Source organism: Leptolyngbya sp. GGD, assembly GCF_026735145.1.
Lineage (GTDB): Bacteria > Cyanobacteriota > Cyanobacteriia > Leptolyngbyales > Leptolyngbyaceae > Leptolyngbya > Leptolyngbya boryana.
This window is the reverse complement of sequence record NZ_JAPQKE010000008.1, coordinates 123,276-145,355: the sequence shown is the minus strand read 5'-3', so window position 1 is coordinate 145,355 and position 22,080 is coordinate 123,276. Positions and strand designations below refer to the sequence as shown.

Below are 22,080 nucleotides of genomic sequence, written 5' to 3'. Positions count from 1 at the left end.
ATGAGAGTAGCGATTATTTTAGGTTGAGCAAGTTACATAGCATTGAGATTGCGACTTTTGAAAATGTCGATCGCGGCTTGAACTTGCTCTGAAGTTGGGTTTGGGGTGTCTTTTAGCTGATAGTCATAGCCTAATTGCTCCCATTTGTACTCGCCCATTTTATGAAACGGTAAAACATCAACTCTTTCGATATTGGTGAGCGTTGCTAGAAAATCTGCTAGCCCAGCAATATTCTGGGGATCATCTGTTAAACCAGGTACAAGCACAAATCGAATCCAAACCGGTTTGTGAATCTGATTCAGATACCGAGCAAGAGTTAAAGTTGGTTCGATATTAACACCCGTTACTTTGTGGTAAGTGCTTGCATCGAATGATTTAATATCTAGTAACACAAGGTCGGTATACTCGAGCACAGGCTTTGCAACATTCAACTCACAAAATCCAGATGTATCAAGCGCTGTATGGATCTTGAGTTCGTGACATCGTTTAAAGATCTCTCGAACAAATTGGGGCTGAAAAAGCGGTTCCCCTCCGCAGGCGTTGACTCCACCGCCAGAAGCCTGCATGTAGGGAATATATTTTTGGATCTCCTCGATCAGTTCATCGACCGTTACTAGCTTTCCATCTTCGAGATGGCGACAGTCGGGATTGCAACAGTATAGACAGCGAAGAGGACACCCAGAGGTAAAGATAATAAAGCGGATGCCGGGACCATCGGCTGTGCCACAGGTTTCGATTGAGTGGATGTAGCCTGCTGTTTTTGAGAGCGTATTCGTCATAGGTGCTACTTTCTCGGATCAAATAAATGGTTCTGGTGGCACAGTTTTACGAATCCCTTGGGACATCTGCGACACGGCTGGATTATCCCATTCTAAAAGCGATCGTGGAATGTTCGCTCTAACACATCTAACTGCTGTTCTCGCGTCAGTTTGATGAAGTTCACGGCATAGCCTGACACGCGAATCGTGAGTTGAGGATACAGTTCTGGATGATCCATTGCGTCTAGCAGCATTTCACGATCGAGCACATTCACATTGATGTGATGTCCGCCTTGATGGAAATAGCCATCTAACATTCCAGTCAGGTTATTGACGCGATCCCCAACAGTTCTGCCGAGAGCCGTAGGCACAATCGAGAATGTGTTAGAAATTCCGTCTTGTGACTCTGAATAAGGCAGTTTGGCGACAGAAGCCAAAGAAGCGATCGCTCCCTTACTATCTCGTCCGTGCATCGGATTGGCTCCGGGTGCAAACGGCGCGCCTGCTTTTCGACCATCGGGTGTGTTTCCGGTTTTCTTGCCGTAAACGACATTCGACGTAATCGTTAACACCGATTGGGTCGGAACAGCATCCCGGTAAGTTTTATGTTTCCGAAGTTCGCTCATAAATTCTGTTACCAGACTGACCGCAATCTGATCGACTCGATCGTCATTGTTGCCATACTTCGGAAAATCACCTTCAATTTCATAATCAACGGCAAGTCCGGCATTGTTGCGTAGAACTTTGACTTTTGCATATTTGATGGCAGAAAGCGCATCGGTCGCAACAGAGAGTCCGGCAATTCCGCATGCCATGGTTCGGAGAATGTCTCTGTCATGTAATGCCATTTCTAGGCGTTCATAACAGTACTTGTCGTGCATGTAGTGAATCACATTCAAAGTATTGATGTAAGCTTTGGCTAACCAAGCCATCATTGCCTTGAATTTACTCAGCACTTCTTCATACTCTAGGAAGTCCGACGTGATTGGTTCAGCAGCAGGAGCAATTTGCTCACCCGATTTTTCATCTTTTCCGCCATTGATCGCATAGAGCAAACATTTAGCAAGATTGACTCTAGCTCCGAAAAACTGCATTTGCTTGCCGACGCGCATTGCCGAGACACAACACGCGATCGCGTAGTCATCTCCCCAATACGGGCGCATCACATCATCGTTCTCGTACTGAATTGCGCTTGTTGCGATCGAGGTTTTAGTACAAAATTCCTTAAACGCTCTCGGCAATTGTTCTGACCAGAGTACGGTGAGATTCGGTTCGGGTGCAGCACCTAAATTCTCAAGGGTGTGTAAAAATCGGAAGCTGGTCTTAGTAACCAAGGGACGACCATCTTCGCCCATGCCGCCGATACTTTCAGTCACCCAAGTGGGATCGCCTGAGAACAGGTCGTTATAGTCTGGAGTCCGCAGGAAACGCACCATGCGGAGCTTCATGACAAAGTGATCGATCAGTTCTTGCAGCTCTGATTCCGTGACCCGTCCTTGAGCCAGATCCCGTTCGCAATAAATGTCCAGGAAGGTCGAAATTCGCCCGATCGACATCGCTGCCCCATTTTGCTCTTTCACGGCTGCCAGATAGCCAAAATAAAGCCACTGAATCGCCTCTTGAGCAGTTTGTGCAGGTTGGCTAATGTCGAAGCCGTAAGCGGCTGCCATTTCTTTGAGTTCAAACAGAGCGCGGATTTGCTCGGAAAGTTCTTCACGGGCGCGGATCACCGTTTCATCAATCGAATCAACTTCGAGCGATTTGAGTTGAGCTTTTTTGTCGTCAATTAAGCGATCGACCCCATATAAAGCAACTCGCCGATAGTCTCCAATGATGCGACCTCGACCATAGGCATCCGGCAAGCCTGTAATGATGCCAGAATGCCGCGCTAAGCGCATTTCTTGAGTGTAAGCGTCAAACACGCCATCATTATGAGTCTTACGGAAATGAAAGATCGCTTCGGTGTTGGGATCAAGCTCGTAGCCATAAGCTTTGAGCGCAGCTTTCACAACTCGAATTCCACCAAAGGGCATGATCGCCCGTTTTAGAGGGTGATCTGTTTGTAAACCGACGATCTTTTCTAAATCGCGATCGACATATCCGGGAACATGAGCTGTAATCGACGAAACCGTTGCTGTATCTACGTCTAAAATACCTTTCTCACGCTCTAGCTTCATCAAATCTTTGACTTGATTCCAAATCTTTTGTGTTGTTTCAGTTGCACCTGCTAGAAACGAATCATCTCCGGTGTAAGGTGTGTAATTGGTTTGGATGAAATTGCGAACATCAATTTCTTGCATCCAATTGCCTGATTGAAAATCTTGCCATTGTTTCACCATATCTATCTCACCTCTGGTGAAGGATTTTGGAAAAGAAGGAATGCTCTGAAGCATTGCTATCAACTCTTTTCTCTCGCACTCTGAGTATATTACAATTCACAAAGTTAATCGCAACTGAAATGTTAAATAAATCGCTAACCATGATAGAAACATAACAAAAATCGATTCGGAATAAATTCTCAAATAAAAACAGCATTCGTTTAGATTTTGGAATGCTGTAAATGACACCATCTTTCTTGAATTTAAACCAATTGAATGCTTTAAACATCCCGAATCGTCAGATATAGAGACATTGTGCCACTGTTTCTAGCCCATTGAAATACGGCATCAAATCATCGCTATTTTTTGACTAATCCCAAATACCAAATCACACATAGGTCGGCAAATTATTTCCCAGTCCTCGTCAGATCGAACGCACAAAGACTGCCAGACTCGACAGTCCCCGATTGAGCAAAACTCAACACCCTCATCCTAGTCTGTTGCAATCGATTTACAAGGTGATTACAGCCAATACCGCATAGTAACTGAAAGTAAAAGATTCGCTCTCCATCGGCGGTTTGTACAACTGTAAAGAAAGTCTTAAGTTTTTAGAATGAATAGTACAGTGGATTCAACTGTGATGTTTAAGATAGAGACGGATTGCACCAGGTTGAATTTGATGGATAACGCTAAGTTGAATTTGATAGATAACGCTAAAGATTGCCTTGAAGTCACATGTCCGATTCAATTCGTCGTCGATCTCCTGGGGAATAAGTGGTCAATTTTAGTACTGCGAGAGCTATTTACAGGCAACCGTCGAACGCATGAACTGTTAGCGGCGATGCCAGGAATTAGTACTAAGACTCTGATGGTTCGGCTACGAGAACTGGAAGAATATGGGTTAATCGATCGTCAAGTTTTCGCAGAGGTTCCGCCTCATGTTGAATATTCTCTGACGGCCAAGGGTCGTCAAATTCAGCCGGTGATGATCGCCCTGCATCAAGTGGGCACTCAATGGTTAGAACAAACACCTTGCTCTTGTCCGTTGGAGCAATTTAATCCGGTAGAAAATGCTTGCCCCTCTTCCTAAAAATACTTGCTCCTTGTCCTACCGCGAGGCTGTGAGTGCCAAATGATCGGGCTGAGTACAGGTTTAATAACTCTAATGGGAGTAGGCTAAACCTACTCATTTTGAGGCGCATGATATAAAGTGATATCCACGACTGACGGCATCATCATGCTATCGGAACCCCTTTTGGTGCAGGAATTCATCCATTTAATGAGGCGTACCTATCCTCAACCGAGCAAGGTGTTGCGTCATTGCTACATTAAGCTAGTCACCGTTCATTGGGGACAGCCTCCAAGCCGATTAGACTACTTTGCAATTTATTGTCCGAATACTTTGTTTGAGACTGTTTCTGAACAGAAGGAAGCATTTGGGCATATCTCTCGCTACATGGGACTTGCAGATCCAGTTTGCATCAATGCGAATCGGTTACTCCGCGATCCGATGTCGAAATTGAAAAAAGAAGCGCCTCGATTTTGGTTGGAATTGCACTGGTTACTTCCTGCTCAACTCCATGAAACTCCATGAAAACTGGCATTTTTTGCACTTACGAGAACTATCATCAGAATGTACAACACGCGATCGCGGATCAAGTCGCGATCGTTCAACATGCGGAACAATTAGGGTTTGAGGAAGCTTGGGTGACAGAACATCATTTTGATGAATTCCATGTCAGTCCATCAATTTTACCGTTGCTCGCTCATTTAGCTGCGGTTACAAGTCGAATTCACTTAGGGTCTGCTGCGGTTTTACTCGCATTCCATCATCCGATTCAAATCGCAGAAGATATCGCAACCTTAGATAACTTATGCCAGGGACGATTTGCTTTTGGAATTGCAAAAGGCGGCCCATTTCCAGAGCAGAACAAGCATTTTGCGACTCCGATGTCAGAAGCACGGGCTAAAACGCTAGAAGCGATGGAGCTAGTTTGGAAGTTGCTGTATGAGTCGGAGGTGTCGTTTCAAGGGCAGTTTTATCAATGCGATCGCGTTACTATCTATCCGAAACCCGTTCAACAACCGATGCCTGTCTGGATTGCAAGTGGCGATGATGATGCGATCGCGTTTGCAGCGAAACATAATTTTGGATTGATGGGAGGCGCGCCATTCTCGATCCAAAAGTTAAAAACGACACTCGCGAAGTACCGTCAGTTGAATGCCAGTGGCTCTGAGAAATTGATGCTAGCTCGATTTTTTTATGTCGCACGAACAGATGAAGAAGCAATCAGCGAAGCTCTGCCGTTTATAGATAAATTTAGTAGCCGAATGCAAGGATTAGCAACTCAGATTCAGAAGAGCGGAAATGCTCAGAACTTTACTCAGTTGAGCCAACAATCGAATCCATTTGATGCTGATTTTCTGATTCAAAATTCGATCATTGGTAGCGTGAAAACCTGCCAGGATAAGGTGAGACAACTTCAGGAGGAGTTGAATGTCGATACGATCGCGCTTCAGCCTGTCGCGCTCGATTTAGCCAAGAATCAGGAGAGTCTGACGCGATATTGGCAGGAAGTCCGCGGTTAAATTCGCTGATTCTACTTGCTCAAACGCTTTTAACCTAGCCGCCCCCAACGTCGTGAGAGCGCATCATAAACAATCGCAACGGGTCAAGATGCGCAAACCAAGGCAACGGCTGATCCTTCACCATCACCCATCGCTCCTTAAAGACTTCTGCCTGCACATGATAGTCCATAGGATGCAGGGGCGGGCTGTTTAACTTGAGATAAATCGTTGTTCGATGCGGCGTTTCCCGTGTTTTTGTTACCCAGCAAGGAAACGTATTCATCTGATTCGCGTCGTCTGAAAACGTCAAATGATGGGCACGAATGCCCACACAAGCAAAGTCATCTGGAATCGGTTCCACCACATCTAATTGGCATCCCCACTCAAGCGCTGCAATCCGAGTCGCGCTAATCTGATGCGCCTGAGAAAAGTTCTTACATCCTGTAATTTGTGCCACTGTGTAAGTTTCTGGTCGATCGAAGATTGCCTCTTTGCGATCGTACGCCATTTGCTTTCCATCTGAGACGACTAAAATCTTCTGGCAGATTCCATACACTTCTTCTAAGTTATGCGTCACAAATAATGTCGTACCTGAATAGGTTGCTAATGCTTCTGCTAGCTGCTCTTGTAAATGACTTCGCAGATAAGTATCTAATGCCGAAAAAGGCTCATCTAAAATCAAGATTTCTGGCTCGATTGCTAATGCTCGCGCTAATGCAACTCGTTGCTGTTGTCCTCCAGAAATTTGCTGCGGATAGCGATCCTCAAGCCCTTGTAAATGGAGTTTTTCTATCTGTTCTGCTAATCTCGATCGCTGGTCTGTTCGTTTCAAATGCTGCAATCCATAAACAATGTTCTGCGCTACGGTTAAATGGGGAAATAAAGCATAGTTCTGAAACACAAATCCGACTCGGCGATCGCGAATCGGAACATTAATCCCCCGCTTAGAATCAAATAACACGCGATCGTTCAAGACAATTCGCCCTTGATCGGGTGTTTCGATTCCCGCAATACAGCGCAGCGTCATGCTTTTACCAGAGCCAGAACCCCCCAAAATTCCCAGTGTGTTCTGGTCTAGATCAAAAGCAATCTTAAGCGGATAGCTCGTTAGTTGTTTTTGGATGTTTACGAACAACGGCATAGCGAGATCTCCGGTTTGAATGTTCTAATCGACGTGCCCAGAGCAGCAAGAAAAATGTCCACAAGGTCATCACTGCAACCATTTGATGTGCGCGATCGTATTCTTGATTTTGCACCGCATCATAAATCGCTAAAGGTAACGTTTGCGTCCGTCCTGGGATACTTGCTGCAACCATTAAGGTGGCTCCAAATTCTCCCATTGCTCTTGCTACCGATAAGATAAAGCCTGCTAGAATTCCAGGTTTCGCCATCGGTAGGGTCACACGCCATAAGACTTCTAATTCCGAAGATCCCAAAGTTCGAGCAACGGCTTCAAGCTCAGGATGAATCGATGCGATCGCCGATCGAGACGATTCAATCATCAACGGCAACGCAACGATTGCAGATGCGATCGCGGCAGCCTGCCAAGTAAATAGAATATCAATCCCGAACCATTCATAAATTGGGCTACCTCGACCGAATGCCATGAGTAGATAAAATCCGACGACACTCGGAGGGAGAACTAACGGCAAATTGAGAATTGTCGAAACAATCGTTTCACCTGGAAATCGAACTCGTGCAAGAACGATCGCCGCACCTAATCCAACCATTAAAATTAGGAGAGTTGCGACGATCGTGACTTGAATTGATAAGAGATAAGGGGAGAGGTTCATTCTGCTGCGATTTTTTCACCGGGTAGAACGAAGCCATATTTTTGCATGGTTGGTCTTCCTTTTTGACTATCAATGAATTTTGCAAACTCTTGCCCTAGTCCTGGATGTTGAGCACGTTTGGGCACTGCCATCATTTGGTCAAGTGGTTTGTGCAACTCTTCAGGAATCAGTTGCCATTTTCCGGATTTATGCACACTCAAAGAAAGAGCAACGAGTGCAACATCAACATTGCCCGTTTCAGCATATTGCTGTGCTTGACGAATATTTTCTGCTAATACTAATTTCGGTTGAATTTCTTGCCAAATCCCAATTGATTCTAATGATTGCTGAGCAGCAACTCCGTAAGGTGCGTGGTTCGGATTGGCGATCGCAATACGTTGAATTTCAGGTCGCGTCAGATCTTTTAAATCTTTGAGTGCTAATTCCCGATTTGGCTTCGTCCAGATGACAAGCCGACCTCGACCATACAGTAATTTTGTCTCTGACTGAATTAATCCTTTTTGGTCTAATACTTCAATGAATGATTTGTTGGCTGCTGCGAATAAATCGGGTGAAGCTCCTCGCTCAATTTGTTGAGCAAGTTGCCCGGTCGATCCGAAGTTCAAGACAACTTTATTTCCGGTCTCCTGTTCCCACTGCGTTGCCAAGTCTTGAAAGGCATATTTCAGATCTGCTGCTGCTGAAACAGTAATAGTGGCCGGAGTTTGTACAGCAGGCTTGGATTGGCAACCTACTACAATCGTGCAGGACAGCAGAAGTAGCGATGCAAAAGCAAAGAATCGTCTTCTATTCATGGCGAAGTCATAGAACATGTTTAAAGAGTATCTTTGATTGATCACTGAATTTCAATGATTCTTTAACTCTTGAACCTCAATTCGTTGACTAGAAAATATAGAGCAAAATTTTTCTCGAAAAATCAGCTCAATCTACAATCCACTCAATCTAGGTAGGCTGAAAGACTTTCAATTCCCTATCCCATGCTGAAGGATCTATGAGACAGTTCAAAAGATTAAAACTAGCTAAAGAATCATTGAAGCGATAAAGGATCAATCAACTCTAATCAATCGCAACCATTACATCTGAAGATTTAACCACAGCATACACTGCTTTTCCAATGTCTAAAGCTAAGCCCTCGGCTGAGGATTTCGTAATCACTGAAACGACTTCAACTCCGGGTGCAATCTCAATTACAATCTCTGTATTGATTGCTCCTGGAACTACCTGTTTAACTGTTCCTTTTAGGGAATTACGAGCACTGATCTGCATAAACTCACTCCTACTAGAAAGATAATGAATTCAGAGCTTAGCTGAGTACAATTGGGCAAGCTGATGCGGTTGATACAATTAATTCAGAGATTCGTGGGTGTAGCAGTTCTTCGGACAAACCCGCGAACAAGCTTCACAACCAATACATTTATCGCGATTCGCGATCGTCATTACCTTACGTTCGATCTCTTCATCGTCTTCATCCTCGACCCATTCTCCCTCGTCATTCAGAGCTTTGAGTGCTAAGACATCACGACCACAAGCTTTAAAACATCGACCACAGCCAATACATTTTGTCTGATTGATGGATTGTACAAACTGCGGTATCCAAGCCGTTCCACCAAACGTCACATTCGTTAAAGTTGCCACTGTGTTCTCCTCGTAAGCTAGATTATCGATTGAGCCGAACATAAATTGCTTCTTGAAGCGGATCGCTGAGTGCGACTTGATCCGCTCCAACTCTCAGAAGAAATCGAGGAGATCGCTGTTCAACGGTCACTCTTGTTCCCAAAGTGATGTTCATCGATCGTAATTTCTGAGCTACAAAATCGCCTCTTGAACTATCAATTCGACTCACAACTCCTTGTTCTTGAGGCTTTAGAAGCTTGAGTGAGGAACCTTCGATCGTAAATCCTGTCATTCTTCTGTCCTCTACTAAACTAGGTAAGCTTCTTGATGAGTGCGAATCGTACAATCGGTGCGAGGATAAGTCACACAGAGCAAGACAAACCCTTTAGCAACTTGTTCCTCATCGAGGAAGGTTTGATCGTCTTGGTTAATTTCTCCTTCGACAACTTTACCCACACAGCTTGAGCACGCGCCAGAATGGCAAGAGAACGGCAAGTCGAGTTCTGCCTCTTCCGCAGCTTCTAAAACTGTCGTATCTTCATCGACAGGAAGTGTGATGTCGAGGTTGCGCTTTTTGTTGATCAGTCGAACTTGGTAAGTAGCCATAATTTGAGCCTCTGAGAGAGTAGTACTTCAATTGTTTTTTAGATCTCGCCGAATTGCTATTTCTCGCGATATCGTGAGATCGAGTGAGTTAACTACAAGGAACCGCTGCCGGAGTGCAATCTCCTGCTTGGAAAGATTGTCCACACCCGCAAGTATCTGTCGCATTCGGATTACTAAACTTAAATCCGCTATCCATCAAACCTTCTACAAAATCAACCACGACTCCATTAATCAAAGCAGCAGCCTGTGGATCGATATAGATTTTGACTCGCCCTTGCTGCTCAATCACATCATCAGGCTTAGGCTCATTTGCAATATCCAACGTATACTGATAGCCACTACAGCCCCCATCCGATACCCCGACTCGAATACCTTTCGTATCTGTAGGATTGGCTGTGCCTTGCAAGAATGCGCGCAGGCGAAGTTCTGCTCTTTCCGTCAAAGTAACCGTCATGAATATTCTCCTGATTGTTCTAAATCGGTCTAGACAAGTTGAAAATGCGATCGCACATCTAAATCTCGAAGTTGTGACTCCAACGATCGGCTAACGTGCTGCCGCCAAGGTGCATGATTGCCACAGACAGGGCAATGCGGATCGCGATAAATCCGACGCTTCGCAAACTCTAATCGTCCTAAATTCATCGTCAACAGTTCAGATACCAAAGGCTTCTCGAACCCCGTTATCAGCTTGATCGCTTCTAATGCTGCTAAACAAGCTAACGTCCCAGAGACTGCACCCACGACCGCAAAGCCGCGCCGATCCCACTCTGGCTTTTCTGGAAACAAACAGGTAAGACAGCCTGTTTGCCCCGGCAAAATGGTTGTCAAATAAGCTTCCATGCCATCCATCGCCGCTTCTACCATCGGCTTCCGGTATCTCACACAAGCTTCGTTTAACAAGTCCCGTTCTGCAAAATTGTGAGCGCAGTCTAGTGTAATATCAGTCGATCGAACTAAGTGATCCACATTGTCCGGAGTAATATAGTCGAACACTGCTTCGACTTCGACATCGGGATTGATTTTCTCCAAAGTTTCTTTTGCTTTGAACACTCGCGGTTGTCCCACAGTGTCATGCGTCATGAGAACTTGGCGATTCATATCATCGAGTCGCAACTCACCCCCACGAACTAAAATGAGTTTTCCAATGCCTGCAACTGCTAGGTACAGGGCTGCTGTACCTCCCAGTCCGCCGACTCCAGTGACTAATGCTGTAAATGATTTCAGTCGTCGCTGTGCATCTTCGTCAAAGCCGGGAAGCATCATCTGACGGCGATAGCGTTCTAGTTCTGTAGGGGTTAGGTCTAACACGATCAGTTACCTTCAGATTCAAAAAGGACAGGGCAAGGGTTAGGGAGGATCAAATCTATTGGGCTAGAGAAGTAAGTAGATGAGCGTGATTCAAGATTAAGTTCGACGAGTCCTCTCGAAATTCGATGAGTCCTCTCGCTTCGTTGCTCACCCGCCCCGGAATGAATTTGGGGCTAACCGTGCGCAGTCCACTGAACTGGACTAACAGCCAATCTCAACGTCTTCTACTGAACTGAACTAACAGCTAATCTCAACGTCTTCTTCAGTGGGTTTCAACCCACTTCGCACTGTTAGCCCGAACTTCCAGTTCAGGGCGAGACACAAACGCAGCAACTATCTTCAAGTGAATTGCGCCGATCTATTTATTGATCCCCCTGAATGCATCTGAATTAGCAAGACAGAGAGATCACACTCAGCGAAGCTTTAATCCGCTGATAGTTCCGACAACATCACAACACCTTTCGGCTTCTCATTGAAAACCTTGAACAGTTTTGTTTCCAAGGGTGAAGTTGTCAGGAAGGTTTCATAAGCTTGGATCAAAGCATCTCGATACTGTACCAAACGCTCTGCATCATCAATCTCTGGGAAATTTGCATCAATTTCCGCTATAAATTGCGAGAGCTTTTTCAGAATATGTAACCGATTCACATTTACAACCTTGGCATCATAAGGTAGCTGAAAAAACTCAAAATATGCCTCAGCATCAGTAATGTTCTTAAACTCAGCCAGCGTTAACGTCGTCATTTTGCTTGCTCCTGTTGCTTTAACTGTTGCTTGAGATCATGGATTTCTCGAAAAATCTCATAAGTTGAAGTTGCGACTTCGATTAAGGTTTCATAATCAGTTGGCAACCCTTCAGCGAGATCGTGCAAGTCCATTTTCATTTGACCTGCTTTGCTATTGAGGCGTTTGATTTGCGTCTTGAGTTCTTCAACGCTGGTCGTCGTTGGCATCGCTCTATCCTTTCGCTGCATCAGGGAATTTTTGAATTGCGTTCACGCCATTCTGGACAATCTTTTCGCCTTCGAGGGCAGTCTTTTCGAGCGTGTCAAATCCAAATCGTTGAGCATCCCGCAAGGTTCTAGCAACGACAAGCAACCGACCACAGAAAACTAATGCCCAGCCAAAGCCTTCATGACTCAGATCAATCACAACTTGGCAAAGCTGCCCCGTTTCTTCTTCTACACGAGTTGCGATCGCGCGATAGAACGCTAAAATTCTTCCTTTCGTAATCGGGTCAACTTCACCATCGACCGAGATCTCACGCTTTTGTGCCTTGGTGACCACATAGGGCTTCAGGAGCAACTCATCACTCCAAGCGCGATAAGTTCCATACGAATCATTGGCGCGGATTTGATTGACGATCGCTTTCAAAAATGGACTACTTGCGACTTCAAATGTCGATTCAACTTCTGTAACGCTCATACAATTGCTTCCTCTGCTTCAAGTTCTTCAAATGATTGTGATTTTTGCTGGAGTGCTTTGCGTAACCACGGTGGTGGATTGCCTTTCAACGTTTGCACCAACCGGGTCAGCACATCGTTAATTTCTTCTTCTTCTGACTTTGCTTTGACAGGGGTAATGCGCTTCTTAATCAGTCGGGCTGCCGCACTGCCACCAATCGATGAAACATAAACGATCGTGCAATCTGCTAGGGCTTCTACTTTGGGAGCAAGTTTGTCTTCATTACCGTCTTCTTTGAGGTCACCCCCAAATCTCAACGTCTCAACAAACTCATATCCATCTGCCGAAATCTCATACACATCAATCTTACTGGCTGAGCCAAAATGAGCATTGATGTGAACTTGATCTTGGGTTGTAAAAGCAATCTTCATGATGATCACTCCTAAAATTTACTAAAGCTGCTACGCGCCAGCAGCATGTGCTTCTTCTACTTCTAAAAGCAAGTTTCCAATGTTGAACAATAGCTGCGTTGTGCCTTGATAGCCAACTTTGCTAAACTGCCCATTCCCTAAGCGATCGAAGATCGGAAATCCTTGCCGATACAATGGAATTCCTAACCGCTTCGACACCGCTTTTCCATGCGAATTGGTGATGAGCAAATCTGCCCCAACGGCTAGCTGCTCAAAATCTTCTAAGTCACCAATCGTGACTGAATCGATTGCCAGCTGTTCTAACAAGGACGATTTTGTTGTCGTGACAGCCGCTTGAATTTCACAACCCATTGACTCTAAGAACTGTGCTGTAGACCAGAGCAAATCAGGTTCTAATGCGATCGCGACTTTTTTCCGCCCAAAGTAGAAGTGTGTATCTAACATCGCATCCTGTAATTGCCGACGCTGATGAGAGAACTTCGCAGGCACTTCAGCCCCGCTCAAATCTGCTAAGCATTGAATAAATTCATCGACGACACCTAATCCAGTTAAGCGATCGAACACTTCAAACGGAATGTCAAATCGCTCTTGCAGAATTTCCGCGGCTTTCGTCATACTGTCTCCGACTGCCAAAGTAAAGACAGAACTGCCCATTTCGCGCAATTCGGCAAGCGTCGTGCCACCGCCAGTTACAGCGCCATAAGAGTCGTCTAAATGTCCATCCAAAGACGCAGAGAGATCAGGAACCACGATCGGAGTCAGCCCAAATGCTGTGATCATATCTTTGATTTCTTGCACATCACCTGGAGTAAAGGCAGAACTCACTAAGAGATTCACTTGATCTGATCGCACTTCTCCCGGTTGCGGAAGTTCAGTCACAATGCTTTCTACTGCTGCCGCATATCCGTCTTGTAATGCACCTTTATAGTCAGGAGTCGAGGTGAATACGATCGGCAAATCAAACAGCTCTGGATGACGCTTGCGAATGTTTTTCAGAATCCCATCCATATCATCCCCGCGAGTCTCGGTCAGCCCAGTGGTACAGAGTCCAATGATGCTCGGCTTAGATTTCTCAACTAAAGTCAAAATTGCTTGTTCAACATTGTCTTCACCACCCAGAACCGTACTCACTTCAGTCATTGCTGTCGTTGAGAGCGGGATTGCTTCCCGGTAGTGACGAACGAGCATCACTTTTGCAAATGCTGTACAGCCTTGAGAGCCATGAAATAGCGGCATTACACCTTTCAGCCCCAAATAAGCTAGCGCGGCTCCAAGCGGCTGACTTTGCTTTAATGGATTTACCGCTACAGATTTTTTAGGAGTCGTGATTACAGCCATTACAAAACCTCCGATCGTTGAGTTTCCCAGGGAGCAGGTTGACGGACTTGTTGCCAAACAGGACTATGCAGAGCTTCGTCAATTTCTCTCGCCATCTCGATCATGCCGACATAGCCTGCATAAGGATGATGACGCTCTTGGTTGATATCTAAAAAAGGAATTCGAGCTTTCAAAGCGGTGTACTGATTTCGTCCGCCTGCAATCAGCATGTCTGCTTTTGTCTGAGCAATCACTCGGAGTAATTCCTGAGCATTACCTTTTTCTAGCATGATGCCGTCTTTGCCGAGCAACTCTTTAATTTTAGATTTATCTTCTTCAGTACTTTTCTTAGTACTGGTTGCCATCACTTCCATGCCTAAATCTTTTGCTGCGGAAATGATTGACCAACTTTTCACGCCACCTGTGTAAAGCACAACTCGCTTACCTTTGAGGCGTGCTCGATAAGGTGCTAGAGCTTCATCTAATTTCGCAGTTTCATCAGCGATTAGTAATTCGACTCGCTCTTGAAGGTTCGCATCTCCGATCTTGGCTGCAATGTTGCGTAAGCATCGATTCATATCAGCAATACCGTAGAAAGATTCTTCAATGTAAGGAATGCCATAGCGTTCCTCCATCTTTCTCCCCATATTGATCAATGCTTTTGAGCAGATCATGACATTGAGCTTGGCTCGATGTGCGTAGGTAATTTCTTTATACCGGGCATCTCCGGTAATCTTAGCAAGCACTCGAATTCCAAGCTTTTCAAAGAGTGGAAGCACGCCCCACATCTCACCTGCAATGTTATACTCACCGATTAAGTTAATGTCGTAAGGCGTAGTATATTCTGGCTCACCTGTACCCACAACATAGTCAAGCAGAGATTCACCACCGATCCGATTACCTAAGTTCTTACTGCCAACAAATCCAGGTGAATTGACAGGCACAACTGGCACGCCAAACTTTTCAGCAGCTTTCTGACACACTGCATCTAGGTCATCTCCGATTAGTGCGGTCACACAAGTCGAGTAAACGAAGACAGCAGCAGGTTGGTAGCGTTGTTGAACTTCAGCGATCGCTTTGTACAGCCGTTTCTCTCCTCCAAAAATGACATCATTTTCAGTAATATCAGTGGTAAAGCCCATCTTGTAAAGCGTCTTTCCTGAAGAAAGACTGCCTCGACTGCCCCAAGAATTGCCCGCACAGGCAATCGGGCCATGAACCAGATGGGCAACATCTGCGATCGGAACGAGAGCAATCATGGCTCCATCAAAAGCACATCCTCCCTGAGCGGCTCCGGGCTGAGCGACTTGAGTGCATGACTTATTCTTTTTTTGGTCTTTTTTGTGGTTGTGTTCGCAACCCGTTTCACTCAATAGTTCGTTGATCTTGCCTTGGGTCATTCTCATGGCTCAAGCCCTTGTAATTTAGTGAGGTGGTTCAACTAGCAGAGATACTGTTAGCAAAGATACTGTGCAACATCTTCTTCGCAAATATCCGTTAAGTAGCTCAGTGCTCGGAAGCGAAGTAAAACGACTTCGTTATAAAGAGGATTGAGCTTACAAAGCGCTGGAATGTGAAAAGTTCGCCCAAATAGAGTCACATCACGCTCAAAAGGACAAGCACAGGGAACCACCTTACAGATAAGATGTGCAACTCTGTAACTGCGAATCGTGAAGTTATTGATCAAGCGGCGCAAAGGTAGGAGGAGATCAGGCAGACCTTTTGGGCTTTGAGGAGACGGGTGTGTTGCAGTCATAGGACAACGTCATGGGTGAGGTGATTAGGAATAGGTTTTTTCGTCAATTTGAAGATTCGCCCCCTAAACTCCCAAACCTTCGAGAATTTAGGGGTTGCCAAAGCCATAAGACCTATCGAGTGAACGCAAATGTCAAGCTATCTTCAGCTAAGAAGTGAGCTAAATGAAACGCTCGATCTTCTGTAGCAAGTAACATCTGCTCATACAGATATCGAGTTGCTCGATCGCCAACACTTTCAGCCTGAGCCGCCTGACGGCGCAGAACATTGATAATTGCCTGCTCTGCCTGCAAGTCGTTGCTGACCATCTGCCGAGCCGAGAAGATTCCATCCGGCTCAGGAGTAAAGCAGCACAGCTCGGCTAATTTAGAGAACGTTGCGGCAGGAGTTCCGCCGAGTCCATTCAGCCGCTCGCCAATCTGATGCACATATCCTGCAGCAGCATCGTAACCTTCATTGAAGAACTCGTGTAATGAGTAGAATTCAGCACCTTCTACAACAAAATGGTGCTTCTGATATTGCAGATAAAGTGCCTGAAAACTTGCTAATGCAATATTCAAGCCTTCACAGATTGGAACGGTTACATCCTGCCCAAAACCAACTGGATTCTCTGCGACTTGACCAAAGGACTGAACGAGCGTTGCTGTCATTGTTTTGCTCCCTTACTTAAGAAGTGAAAATGGATGGTTGAAACTTCGTCTCATCTGAACTCGTCTTACACACTCTCTATCCAGCATCGCTCTAACCATCCGAGCAATTCACTCCGGGATGCTGCAAATTGCTGAACTGTACTCCGAACTAAAAAGGCAGCGATCGCATCATCCACTTCGACCCAAAGTGAGCCATCCTCTGGACACCAAGCAGGTATCCTTAATTCTTGTAAGCGATGATAGATTCGCCAGCGATCGGTTCGGGAAATGTTGATGACCTGAGCAGCCGTGATGCTAGGACTTCGAGTGTGCTGAAACATAGATTTGAAGGGTTAGGAATTGGTGAGGGTAGGGCGGAGCGATTGCAGTTGCTCCTCAAGCTGTTCGATGCGATCGTATAAATTCCGAATGACAACTGCTTGTGCATCAGGCAATTGATGATGTTCAAGCGGCTGAAAGGTCTTATTACAGCCCCGACAGATATTCCGACCAGGAATGCCCACAACGGTACAGGCTGAAGGAACATCTCGAAGGACAATCGAGCCTGCCCCAACTCGCACATGATCACCGACTGTAATGTTCCCGAGTACTTTCGCACCCGCCCCAACGACAACATGCTGCCCGAGAGTCGGATGACGCTTTCCAGTCTCTTTCCCAGTTCCGCCGAGCGTGACTCCTTGATAGATCAAAGTATAGTCACCCACGATCGCAGTTTCGCCGATCACAACTCCCATGCCATGATCAATAAAGACTGCTTGACCGATCGTTGCACCGGGATGAATTTCAATTCCGGTCAGAAAACGAGTCAGAAAAGAAATAAAGCGCGGAAAGAATGGAACACCACAACGATGAAGCCAGTGAGCTAAACGGTGAGAGGCGAGAGCGTGTAAGCCTGGGTAGCACACCAAGACTTCTAACCAGTGACGCGCCGCAGGATCACGTTCAAAGATGATTTGAAAGTCAGCCTGGAGCGTTTGCAAGCCGTTCCTGAGAAAAGAGGGAAAGGGATTAAAAGAGCGTTTGGGGAGAACTAAGGGCTGGAGCATCGCTTCTCAAGAGGGAATTAAAGCTATGTGTGCCTGGTCTGCTTTGCTTATAACAGGCAGGCAAAATGCTGATTCGGAGATCGCTCTGGATAGGATTTATTGAACTTATTAGCAATGTACTCAGCTTGCAAAGCCTGATGTACAAGCAATTTGAAATTTCTTTAGGGTGAAGGGACTAGCTTTTTTCAGGGCTAGCTCTAGTATTTATGGGAATAAGGATGAGTATTTCTACACTCAATTTGTCTAAGCTTCTATTCCTTACCTAGCAAGCTATTCAGCTTATTTCTAGTTCAAATTCTGCCACAAATTTGCCTGTACTCAACTGTACTCAAGCTGAGGAAGTTTGAGGCAAAACGAGATTTTCTGTATCTGTGGTTACGGTTTGAATTCTATTCTGATAGTTTTGAAAAAGCAAGTGTTCGATCGCAAATTGCTAGAGGTCATTTGCAATCCTTGAAGAACTGGATCAGTCATTCTCCAGCAATAGAAACGAAAACTGCTCAACAGTATTGCGGTTCGCAATTATTGCTATGCGCAACTGATATTTTTCACTATATATAGAACGTTAAAAAAATATTAAGTCGATCGCTCAATCTAAAAAAGTGATATTTTAGATACAGATTTGAATTTCGGAATTGTCTGGAGTAACCACACTTCGGCTACTCCAGTTTCTAACCCCGCCTAAAACGACTTAAAACTCAAGAGTTGAGTACAGGTTAATTCATCAAAAAACCAACTCAAAAATCCTTGAAACCTAATTAATTCAAGGATTCAACTAGAGTACAGAAAAACCCAACCCCCGCCCCTTTAATACTCAATCCCTCTGTTAAAAATACTCGCACCCTGCACCCCAAAATAATTTTTTCTCCTCTACAAATCGGGGTTTCAGCAGTTGAGTACATCTCTAATTATTTCAATAAATCCTATCAGCGCTCAGCCAAACGATGCAGAAAAACCTGGCTGCTATAACTTCCACAACACCAATCACTGAAGCTTCTACCTGGAACTGAGATTTATACCGTTCCTAACTTGAAGCAGACGTGTGTGGAGCAAAGTGATAACACCATGTCCCCGTCCAACCATGAAGTCGCTTTTGTCTGGATTGCTCACTAAAACAGCTCCCTTAACTTAACTAGGGTTTATTACTTGTTTAGACAAGTCTTGCAATCTCAACAGAAGCGACTTTCATTCCTTAGACTGTGACTGTGTAAACTCCTCCACAGGTGGCGATGTCCACTGACTATTCCGAAATTCAATGACACCACCACCCTCGGCATTGCTTACAACACCCGTTACCGATCTGACCATTAATAAGTCTACCGATCCGAATAACCCCCAGCCCAAATCATCCGATAGTAGCTGTGGTTGCAGCAGTAACCCAAATGCTACCCCCACAATGGATGACCGCCTGAGAGAACGAATCGAAAAGCACCCCTGCTATAGCGAAGAAGCCCATCATCACTATGCTCGGATGCACGTTGCTGTAGCGCCCGCTTGTAACATTCAATGTAACTACTGCAATCGTAAATACGACTGCGCGAATGAAAGCCGACCCGGTGTGGTGAGTGAATTGCTCACACCAGAAGAAGCAGCACACAAAGTGCTGGTGATTGCTGGTAAGATTCCGCAAATGACGGTCTTAGGAATCGCTGGCCCTGGCGATCCATTGGCTAATCCAGACAAGACGTTCCGCACCTTTGATCTGATTGCAGACAAAGCTCCTGACATTAAATTATGCTTGTCTACTAATGGATTGATGTTGCCAGATCATGTCGATCGCATTAAAGCCCTCAATGTTGATCACGTGACGATCACGATTAACATGGTTGATCCTGAGATTGGCACGAAAATCTATCCCTGGGTTCACTATCGCCGCAGACGCTACAAAGGTTTAGAAGCTGCTCGTATCCTGCATGAGCGGCAAATGGAAGGCTTACAAGCGCTGAGAGAAGCGGACATTCTCTGCAAAGTCAACTCGGTTATGATCCCTGGAATCAATGACAAACATTTAGTTGAAGTTGATCAAGTGATCCGCCAGAATGGAGCTTTCTTACACAACATCATGCCTCTGATTTCAGCTCCAGAGCATGGCACACACTTTGGCTTAACAGGTCAACGTGGGCCGAACCCTAAAGAGCTAAAAGCCCTGCAAGATGAATGTGCAGATAGCAACATGAAAATGATGCGTCACTGCCGCCAATGTCGCGCAGATGCAGTCGGCTTACTCGGTGAAGATCGATCGCAGGAATTCACCAAAGATAAGTTCATGGAAATGGAATCTGAGTATGACTTAGAGACCCGGCAGGAAGTCCATGCAGGCATTGCTCAGTTCAAAGAAGAGATCAAGCTTGCAAAAGCGAAAGTGAAGCCGAGTGAGCGAGTGAAGAACAGCCCGAAAATCTTGGTTGCGGTTGCGACTAAAGGTGGCGGCATTGTGAATCAACACTTTGGTCATGCGAAAGAGTTTCAGATCTTTGAAGTGGATGCAAACGAAGCTAAGTTTGTTGGACACCGTAAGATCGATCAGTATTGCCAAGGTGGATACGGCGAAGAAGCAACTTTGGATCATGTGATTCAAGCTATCGCAGATTGTAAGGCAGTTCTCGCATCAAAAATTGGAGGCTGTCCTCAAGAAGAGTTAAAGAAAGCAGGACTGCAAGTTGTAGAAGCTTACGACGTAATTGAAAAAGTTGCGAGAGAGTTTTACGACGAGTTCATGACGGCACAGGTTAGTTAGCAGACGAACGAGGTGAGCGAATGAAGTCGCGCCTTGTACAGACAAAACTCACGCAGGCAGACTAGCTCCTACTTTTCTCCTGCCCGTGTACAGACACACACTTTGTCTATCGAGTCCCGAATTCATTCGCTCAGCATCGGGTGATCCGCCTATCGCAAATCGGGAGTCAAGCCATGAGCTACACGATTACCAGCCAATGTATCGGATGCAATCATTGTTTACCAGTTTGCTCGACAGGAGCCATTCAATATGATGGAACGCATCATTGGATCGATCCTAATCGCTGTAACAATTGCGCTGACTCATACTCCGTCGCCCAATGTGCAGCAACCTGCCCGACTAATTACGGATGTGTTCCTGGTACGACTTCCGTAGTCACTCATAGAGCGCTCTTTCACTCAGATGAGTACTGGAGAAAATGGTTCGCAACGTATGAACGTTTAGTCTGTCATCTCCATGACCCGAATCATAGCCCTTACTGGCAAAACTGGTTCGATCGCTATTCAGAAAGACTTTCCACCTTGCTCTCTCATCATTCGGGGACTCGCAATGCAAACCTGCATTTATCTAGATAACAACGCAACCACCCAGGTTGATCCACAGGTTGTTGAGGCAATGCTGCCTTATCTAACTCAGTACTACGGCAATCCCTCTTCGATGCACCGCTTTGGAGGGCAAGTCGGAAAAGCTGTCAAAACTGCCCGCGCTCAAGTTGCAGCACTCTTTAACTCAGAAGAATCTGAAGTTGTGTTTAATAGCTGCGGCACTGAAGGAAACAATACGGCAATTCGTGCAGCACTTGCGGCTCAACCAGATCGCAAACATATCATTACGACTCAAGTTGAACATCCCGCCGTCCTTAACGTTTACAAGCAACTCGAAAAACAAGGTTACACGGTTACTTATCTCTCTGTCAGCCGCAAAGGTCAAGTGGACATGATGGAGTTAGAAGCATCCATGACGGGCAATACTGCGCTCGTGTCCATGATGTATGCGAACAATGAAACCGGAGTGATCTTCCCCGTCGAACAAGCAGGAGCGATCGCCAAAGAATATGGTGCGACGATGCATGTCGATGCGGTTCAAGTGGCTGGAAAAATTCCACTCAACATGCAGGACAGCACGATTGATCTGCTCACAATCTCCGGTCACAAGCTCCATGCTCCAAAAGGCATCGGCGCATTGTACATCCGCAAAGGTTTCCGATTCCGTCCTTTCCTACTCGGCGGACACCAAGAGCGCGGACGCAGAGCCGGAACTGAAAACGTTCCGGGTTTAATTGCCTTGGGTAAAGCAGCAGAACTCGCCCTTGAACATTTGCCGAATGTCAAACAAGAGAAAAAATTGCGCGATCGCTTAGAGAAAACTTTGCTCAAAACGATTCCAGAAATCGAAGTCAATGGCGGTGGTACAGAGCGATTGCCCAATACAACCAACATTGGCTTCAAGTATATCGAAGGTGAAGCGATTCTCCTCTCACTGGATCAATACGGGATTTGTGCATCTTCTGGGTCTGCCTGTACTTCTGGTTCACTCGAACCCTCGCACGTTCTCAGAGCAATGGGCTTACCTTACACCATTCTGCATGGTTCGATTCGTTTTAGTCTGTCTCGCTTCAATACAGATGCAGATGTCGATCGCGTTCTCGAACTCATGCCCCAAATCGTCGATCGACTTCGTGCCCTCTCCCCATTCAATAGCGACCAAGCAGAATGGCTCCAAGGTAGAGAAGAAGCAGTTGCTACCAGTAAATAACCCTTTCAGTGAGATAAAGC

General features: G+C 45.6%; 27 protein-coding genes. 6 read left to right on the top strand and 21 right to left on the bottom strand.

The features are described from left to right. Positions 1–32 precede the first annotated feature (32 nt). Together pflA and pflB are read right to left on the bottom strand one after the other, a co-directional pair. On the bottom strand, positions 33–779 hold the full coding sequence (gene pflA / locus OU814_RS26500; RefSeq protein ID WP_017289001.1) for a pyruvate formate-lyase-activating protein: 747 nt from the start codon (positions 777–779) through the stop codon (positions 33–35). 92 nt (positions 780–871) lie between these two features. Further along, positions 872–3,097 (bottom strand): formate C-acetyltransferase, encoded by a 2,226-nt coding sequence (pflB, locus tag OU814_RS26495; RefSeq protein ID WP_268242638.1) that lies wholly within the window; start codon positions 3,095–3,097, stop codon positions 872–874. A 658-nt stretch (positions 3,098–3,755) separates the two neighbouring features. On the opposite strand from pflB, the gene OU814_RS26490 reads away from it, so the two are divergent. From OU814_RS26490 to OU814_RS26480, 3 genes are all read left to right on the top strand, one after another. After that, positions 3,756–4,166, top strand: coding sequence for a winged helix-turn-helix transcriptional regulator (locus OU814_RS26490; protein ID WP_017289004.1), 411 nt, complete (start codon positions 3,756–3,758; stop codon positions 4,164–4,166). A gap of 147 nt (positions 4,167–4,313) precedes the next feature. Beyond that, entirely contained in the window at positions 4,314–4,670 is a 357-nt protein-coding gene (locus OU814_RS26485) for a hypothetical protein (RefSeq protein WP_268242637.1), read from the top strand. After that, complete coding sequence (locus OU814_RS26480; protein WP_268242636.1) at positions 4,667–5,665, top strand: LLM class flavin-dependent oxidoreductase; 999 nt, start codon at positions 4,667–4,669, stop codon at positions 5,663–5,665. Before OU814_RS26485 ends, OU814_RS26480 begins: the two co-directional genes overlap by 4 nt. A 34-nt stretch (positions 5,666–5,699) precedes the next feature. Here OU814_RS26480 and OU814_RS26475 read toward each other — a convergent pair whose 3' ends face one another. The 19 genes from OU814_RS26475 to cysE form a co-directional block, all read right to left on the bottom strand. After that, positions 5,700–6,785, bottom strand: a complete 1,086-nt coding sequence (locus OU814_RS26475; protein ID WP_268242635.1) for a sulfate/molybdate ABC transporter ATP-binding protein — start codon at positions 6,783–6,785, stop codon at positions 5,700–5,702. Further along, positions 6,736–7,437 (bottom strand): molybdate ABC transporter permease subunit, encoded by a 702-nt coding sequence (modB, locus tag OU814_RS26470; RefSeq protein WP_268242634.1) that lies wholly within the window; start codon positions 7,435–7,437, stop codon positions 6,736–6,738. The genes OU814_RS26475 and modB overlap by 50 nt, the downstream gene beginning before the upstream one ends. After that, complete coding sequence (gene modA / locus OU814_RS26465) at positions 7,434–8,231, bottom strand: molybdate ABC transporter substrate-binding protein (protein ID WP_268242633.1); 798 nt, start codon at positions 8,229–8,231, stop codon at positions 7,434–7,436. The genes modB and modA overlap by 4 nt, the downstream gene beginning before the upstream one ends. Before the next feature lie 262 nt (positions 8,232–8,493). Continuing rightward, positions 8,494–8,703 (bottom strand): TOBE domain-containing protein, encoded by a 210-nt coding sequence (locus OU814_RS26460; RefSeq protein ID WP_017289010.1) that lies wholly within the window; start codon positions 8,701–8,703, stop codon positions 8,494–8,496. Between the two features lie 78 nt (positions 8,704–8,781). Beyond that, complete coding sequence (gene fdxB / locus OU814_RS26455) at positions 8,782–9,072, bottom strand: ferredoxin III, nif-specific (protein WP_026148743.1); 291 nt, start codon at positions 9,070–9,072, stop codon at positions 8,782–8,784. Between the two features lie 22 nt (positions 9,073–9,094). Continuing rightward, a complete protein-coding gene (locus tag OU814_RS26450) occupies positions 9,095–9,343 on the bottom strand; it encodes a FeoA family protein (RefSeq protein ID WP_190653237.1) in 249 nt (82 codons plus the stop codon). A gap of 14 nt (positions 9,344–9,357) precedes the next feature. Beyond that, a complete protein-coding gene (fdxH, locus tag OU814_RS26445; protein ID WP_017289013.1) occupies positions 9,358–9,657 on the bottom strand; it encodes a ferredoxin FdxH in 300 nt (99 codons plus the stop codon). An 88-nt stretch (positions 9,658–9,745) separates the two neighbouring features. Then, complete coding sequence (locus OU814_RS26440) at positions 9,746–10,111, bottom strand: iron-sulfur cluster assembly accessory protein (RefSeq protein WP_017289014.1); 366 nt, start codon at positions 10,109–10,111, stop codon at positions 9,746–9,748. Positions 10,112–10,140: 29 nt separating this feature from the next. Next, complete coding sequence (locus OU814_RS26435; RefSeq protein ID WP_017289015.1) at positions 10,141–10,965, bottom strand: HesA/MoeB/ThiF family protein; 825 nt, start codon at positions 10,963–10,965, stop codon at positions 10,141–10,143. Positions 10,966–11,388: 423 nt separating this feature from the next. Beyond that, positions 11,389–11,709, bottom strand: coding sequence for a nitrogenase-stabilizing/protective protein NifW (gene nifW, locus OU814_RS26430; RefSeq protein WP_268242632.1), 321 nt, complete (start codon positions 11,707–11,709; stop codon positions 11,389–11,391). Continuing rightward, positions 11,706–11,918, bottom strand: a complete 213-nt coding sequence (locus tag OU814_RS26425) for a CCE_0567 family metalloprotein (protein WP_026148744.1) — start codon at positions 11,916–11,918, stop codon at positions 11,706–11,708. Before OU814_RS26425 ends, nifW begins: the two co-directional genes overlap by 4 nt. Before the next feature lie 4 nt (positions 11,919–11,922). Continuing rightward, positions 11,923–12,390, bottom strand: coding sequence for a NifX-associated nitrogen fixation protein (locus tag OU814_RS26420; protein ID WP_017289018.1), 468 nt, complete (start codon positions 12,388–12,390; stop codon positions 11,923–11,925). After that, the gene (gene nifX / locus OU814_RS26415; protein WP_017289019.1) at positions 12,387–12,800 is read right to left on the bottom strand and encodes a nitrogen fixation protein NifX; all 414 of its coding nucleotides are present in this window, start codon (positions 12,798–12,800) and stop codon (positions 12,387–12,389) included. The genes OU814_RS26420 and nifX overlap by 4 nt, the downstream gene beginning before the upstream one ends. 30 nt (positions 12,801–12,830) lie before the next feature. Continuing rightward, positions 12,831–14,138, bottom strand: a complete 1,308-nt coding sequence (gene nifN, locus OU814_RS26410) for a nitrogenase iron-molybdenum cofactor biosynthesis protein NifN (RefSeq protein ID WP_190653239.1) — start codon at positions 14,136–14,138, stop codon at positions 12,831–12,833. After that, on the bottom strand, positions 14,138–15,523 hold the full coding sequence (nifE, locus tag OU814_RS26405) for a nitrogenase iron-molybdenum cofactor biosynthesis protein NifE (protein WP_268242631.1): 1,386 nt from the start codon (positions 15,521–15,523) through the stop codon (positions 14,138–14,140). The genes nifN and nifE overlap by 1 nt, the downstream gene beginning before the upstream one ends. A 50-nt stretch (positions 15,524–15,573) precedes the next feature. Next, positions 15,574–15,873: a Mo-dependent nitrogenase C-terminal domain-containing protein gene (locus tag OU814_RS26400; protein WP_190653241.1), complete on the bottom strand. Its 300-nt coding sequence runs from the start codon at positions 15,871–15,873 to the stop codon at positions 15,574–15,576. A gap of 112 nt (positions 15,874–15,985) precedes the next feature. Next, positions 15,986–16,522: a Dps family protein gene (locus tag OU814_RS26395; protein ID WP_017289023.1), complete on the bottom strand. Its 537-nt coding sequence runs from the start codon at positions 16,520–16,522 to the stop codon at positions 15,986–15,988. A 65-nt stretch (positions 16,523–16,587) separates the two neighbouring features. Then, entirely contained in the window at positions 16,588–16,842 is a 255-nt protein-coding gene (locus OU814_RS26390) for an Asr1405/Asl0597 family protein (RefSeq protein ID WP_268242630.1), read from the bottom strand. A 12-nt stretch (positions 16,843–16,854) separates the two neighbouring features. Next, positions 16,855–17,568 carry a serine O-acetyltransferase gene (cysE, locus tag OU814_RS26385; RefSeq protein WP_017289025.1) on the bottom strand — a complete coding sequence of 238 codons (714 nt, stop codon included), beginning with the start codon at positions 17,566–17,568 and terminating at the stop codon, positions 16,855–16,857. A 1,255-nt stretch (positions 17,569–18,823) separates the two neighbouring features. On the opposite strand from cysE, the gene nifB reads away from it, so the two are divergent. The 3 genes from nifB (at position 18,824) to nifS (ending at position 22,060) form a co-directional block, all read left to right on the top strand. Continuing rightward, entirely contained in the window at positions 18,824–20,305 is a 1,482-nt protein-coding gene (gene nifB / locus OU814_RS26380; RefSeq protein WP_026148745.1) for a nitrogenase cofactor biosynthesis protein NifB, read from the top strand. Positions 20,306–20,478: 173 nt separating this feature from the next. Beyond that, positions 20,479–20,880 (top strand): DUF362 domain-containing protein, encoded by a 402-nt coding sequence (locus OU814_RS31395; protein ID WP_071596173.1) that lies wholly within the window; start codon positions 20,479–20,481, stop codon positions 20,878–20,880. Then, positions 20,762–22,060: a cysteine desulfurase NifS gene (nifS, locus tag OU814_RS26370; RefSeq protein ID WP_268242629.1), complete on the top strand. Its 1,299-nt coding sequence runs from the start codon at positions 20,762–20,764 to the stop codon at positions 22,058–22,060. Before OU814_RS31395 ends, nifS begins: the two co-directional genes overlap by 119 nt. Positions 22,061–22,080 lie beyond the last annotated feature (20 nt).

Excerpts from the sequence above, each read along its gene's own strand:
- pflA (WP_017289001.1), bottom strand. The coding sequence starts at position 779 with ATGACGAATACGCTCTCAAAAACAGCAGGCTACATCCACTCAATCGAA.
- pflB (WP_268242638.1), bottom strand. The coding sequence starts at position 3,097 with ATGGTGAAACAATGGCAAGATTTTCAATCAGGCAATTGGATGCAAGAA.
- OU814_RS26490 (WP_017289004.1), top strand. The coding sequence starts at position 3,756 with ATGGATAACGCTAAGTTGAATTTGATAGATAACGCTAAAGATTGCCTT.
- OU814_RS26485 (WP_268242637.1), top strand. The coding sequence starts at position 4,314 with ATGCTATCGGAACCCCTTTTGGTGCAGGAATTCATCCATTTAATGAGG.
- OU814_RS26480 (WP_268242636.1), top strand. The coding sequence starts at position 4,667 with ATGAAAACTGGCATTTTTTGCACTTACGAGAACTATCATCAGAATGTA.
- OU814_RS26475 (WP_268242635.1), bottom strand. The coding sequence starts at position 6,785 with ATGCCGTTGTTCGTAAACATCCAAAAACAACTAACGAGCTATCCGCTT.
- modB (WP_268242634.1), bottom strand. The coding sequence starts at position 7,437 with ATGAACCTCTCCCCTTATCTCTTATCAATTCAAGTCACGATCGTCGCA.
- modA (WP_268242633.1), bottom strand. The coding sequence starts at position 8,231 with ATGAATAGAAGACGATTCTTTGCTTTTGCATCGCTACTTCTGCTGTCC.
- OU814_RS26460 (WP_017289010.1), bottom strand. The coding sequence starts at position 8,703 with ATGCAGATCAGTGCTCGTAATTCCCTAAAAGGAACAGTTAAACAGGTA.
- OU814_RS26450 (WP_190653237.1), bottom strand. The coding sequence starts at position 9,343 with ATGACAGGATTTACGATCGAAGGTTCCTCACTCAAGCTTCTAAAGCCT.
- fdxH (WP_017289013.1), bottom strand. The coding sequence starts at position 9,657 with ATGGCTACTTACCAAGTTCGACTGATCAACAAAAAGCGCAACCTCGAC.
- OU814_RS26440 (WP_017289014.1), bottom strand. The coding sequence starts at position 10,111 with ATGACGGTTACTTTGACGGAAAGAGCAGAACTTCGCCTGCGCGCATTC.
- nifW (WP_268242632.1), bottom strand. The coding sequence starts at position 11,709 with ATGACGACGTTAACGCTGGCTGAGTTTAAGAACATTACTGATGCTGAG.
- OU814_RS26425 (WP_026148744.1), bottom strand. The coding sequence starts at position 11,918 with ATGCCAACGACGACCAGCGTTGAAGAACTCAAGACGCAAATCAAACGC.
- OU814_RS26420 (WP_017289018.1), bottom strand. The coding sequence starts at position 12,390 with ATGAGCGTTACAGAAGTTGAATCGACATTTGAAGTCGCAAGTAGTCCA.
- nifX (WP_017289019.1), bottom strand. The coding sequence starts at position 12,800 with ATGAAGATTGCTTTTACAACCCAAGATCAAGTTCACATCAATGCTCAT.
- nifN (WP_190653239.1), bottom strand. The coding sequence starts at position 14,138 with ATGGCTGTAATCACGACTCCTAAAAAATCTGTAGCGGTAAATCCATTA.
- nifE (WP_268242631.1), bottom strand. The coding sequence starts at position 15,523 with ATGAGAATGACCCAAGGCAAGATCAACGAACTATTGAGTGAAACGGGT.
- OU814_RS26400 (WP_190653241.1), bottom strand. The coding sequence starts at position 15,873 with ATGACTGCAACACACCCGTCTCCTCAAAGCCCAAAAGGTCTGCCTGAT.
- OU814_RS26395 (WP_017289023.1), bottom strand. The coding sequence starts at position 16,522 with ATGACAGCAACGCTCGTTCAGTCCTTTGGTCAAGTCGCAGAGAATCCA.
- OU814_RS26390 (WP_268242630.1), bottom strand. The coding sequence starts at position 16,842 with ATGTTTCAGCACACTCGAAGTCCTAGCATCACGGCTGCTCAGGTCATC.
- cysE (WP_017289025.1), bottom strand. The coding sequence starts at position 17,568 with ATGCTCCAGCCCTTAGTTCTCCCCAAACGCTCTTTTAATCCCTTTCCC.
- nifB (WP_026148745.1), top strand. The coding sequence starts at position 18,824 with ATGACACCACCACCCTCGGCATTGCTTACAACACCCGTTACCGATCTG.
- OU814_RS31395 (WP_071596173.1), top strand. The coding sequence starts at position 20,479 with ATGAGCTACACGATTACCAGCCAATGTATCGGATGCAATCATTGTTTA.
- nifS (WP_268242629.1), top strand. The coding sequence starts at position 20,762 with ATGACCCGAATCATAGCCCTTACTGGCAAAACTGGTTCGATCGCTATT.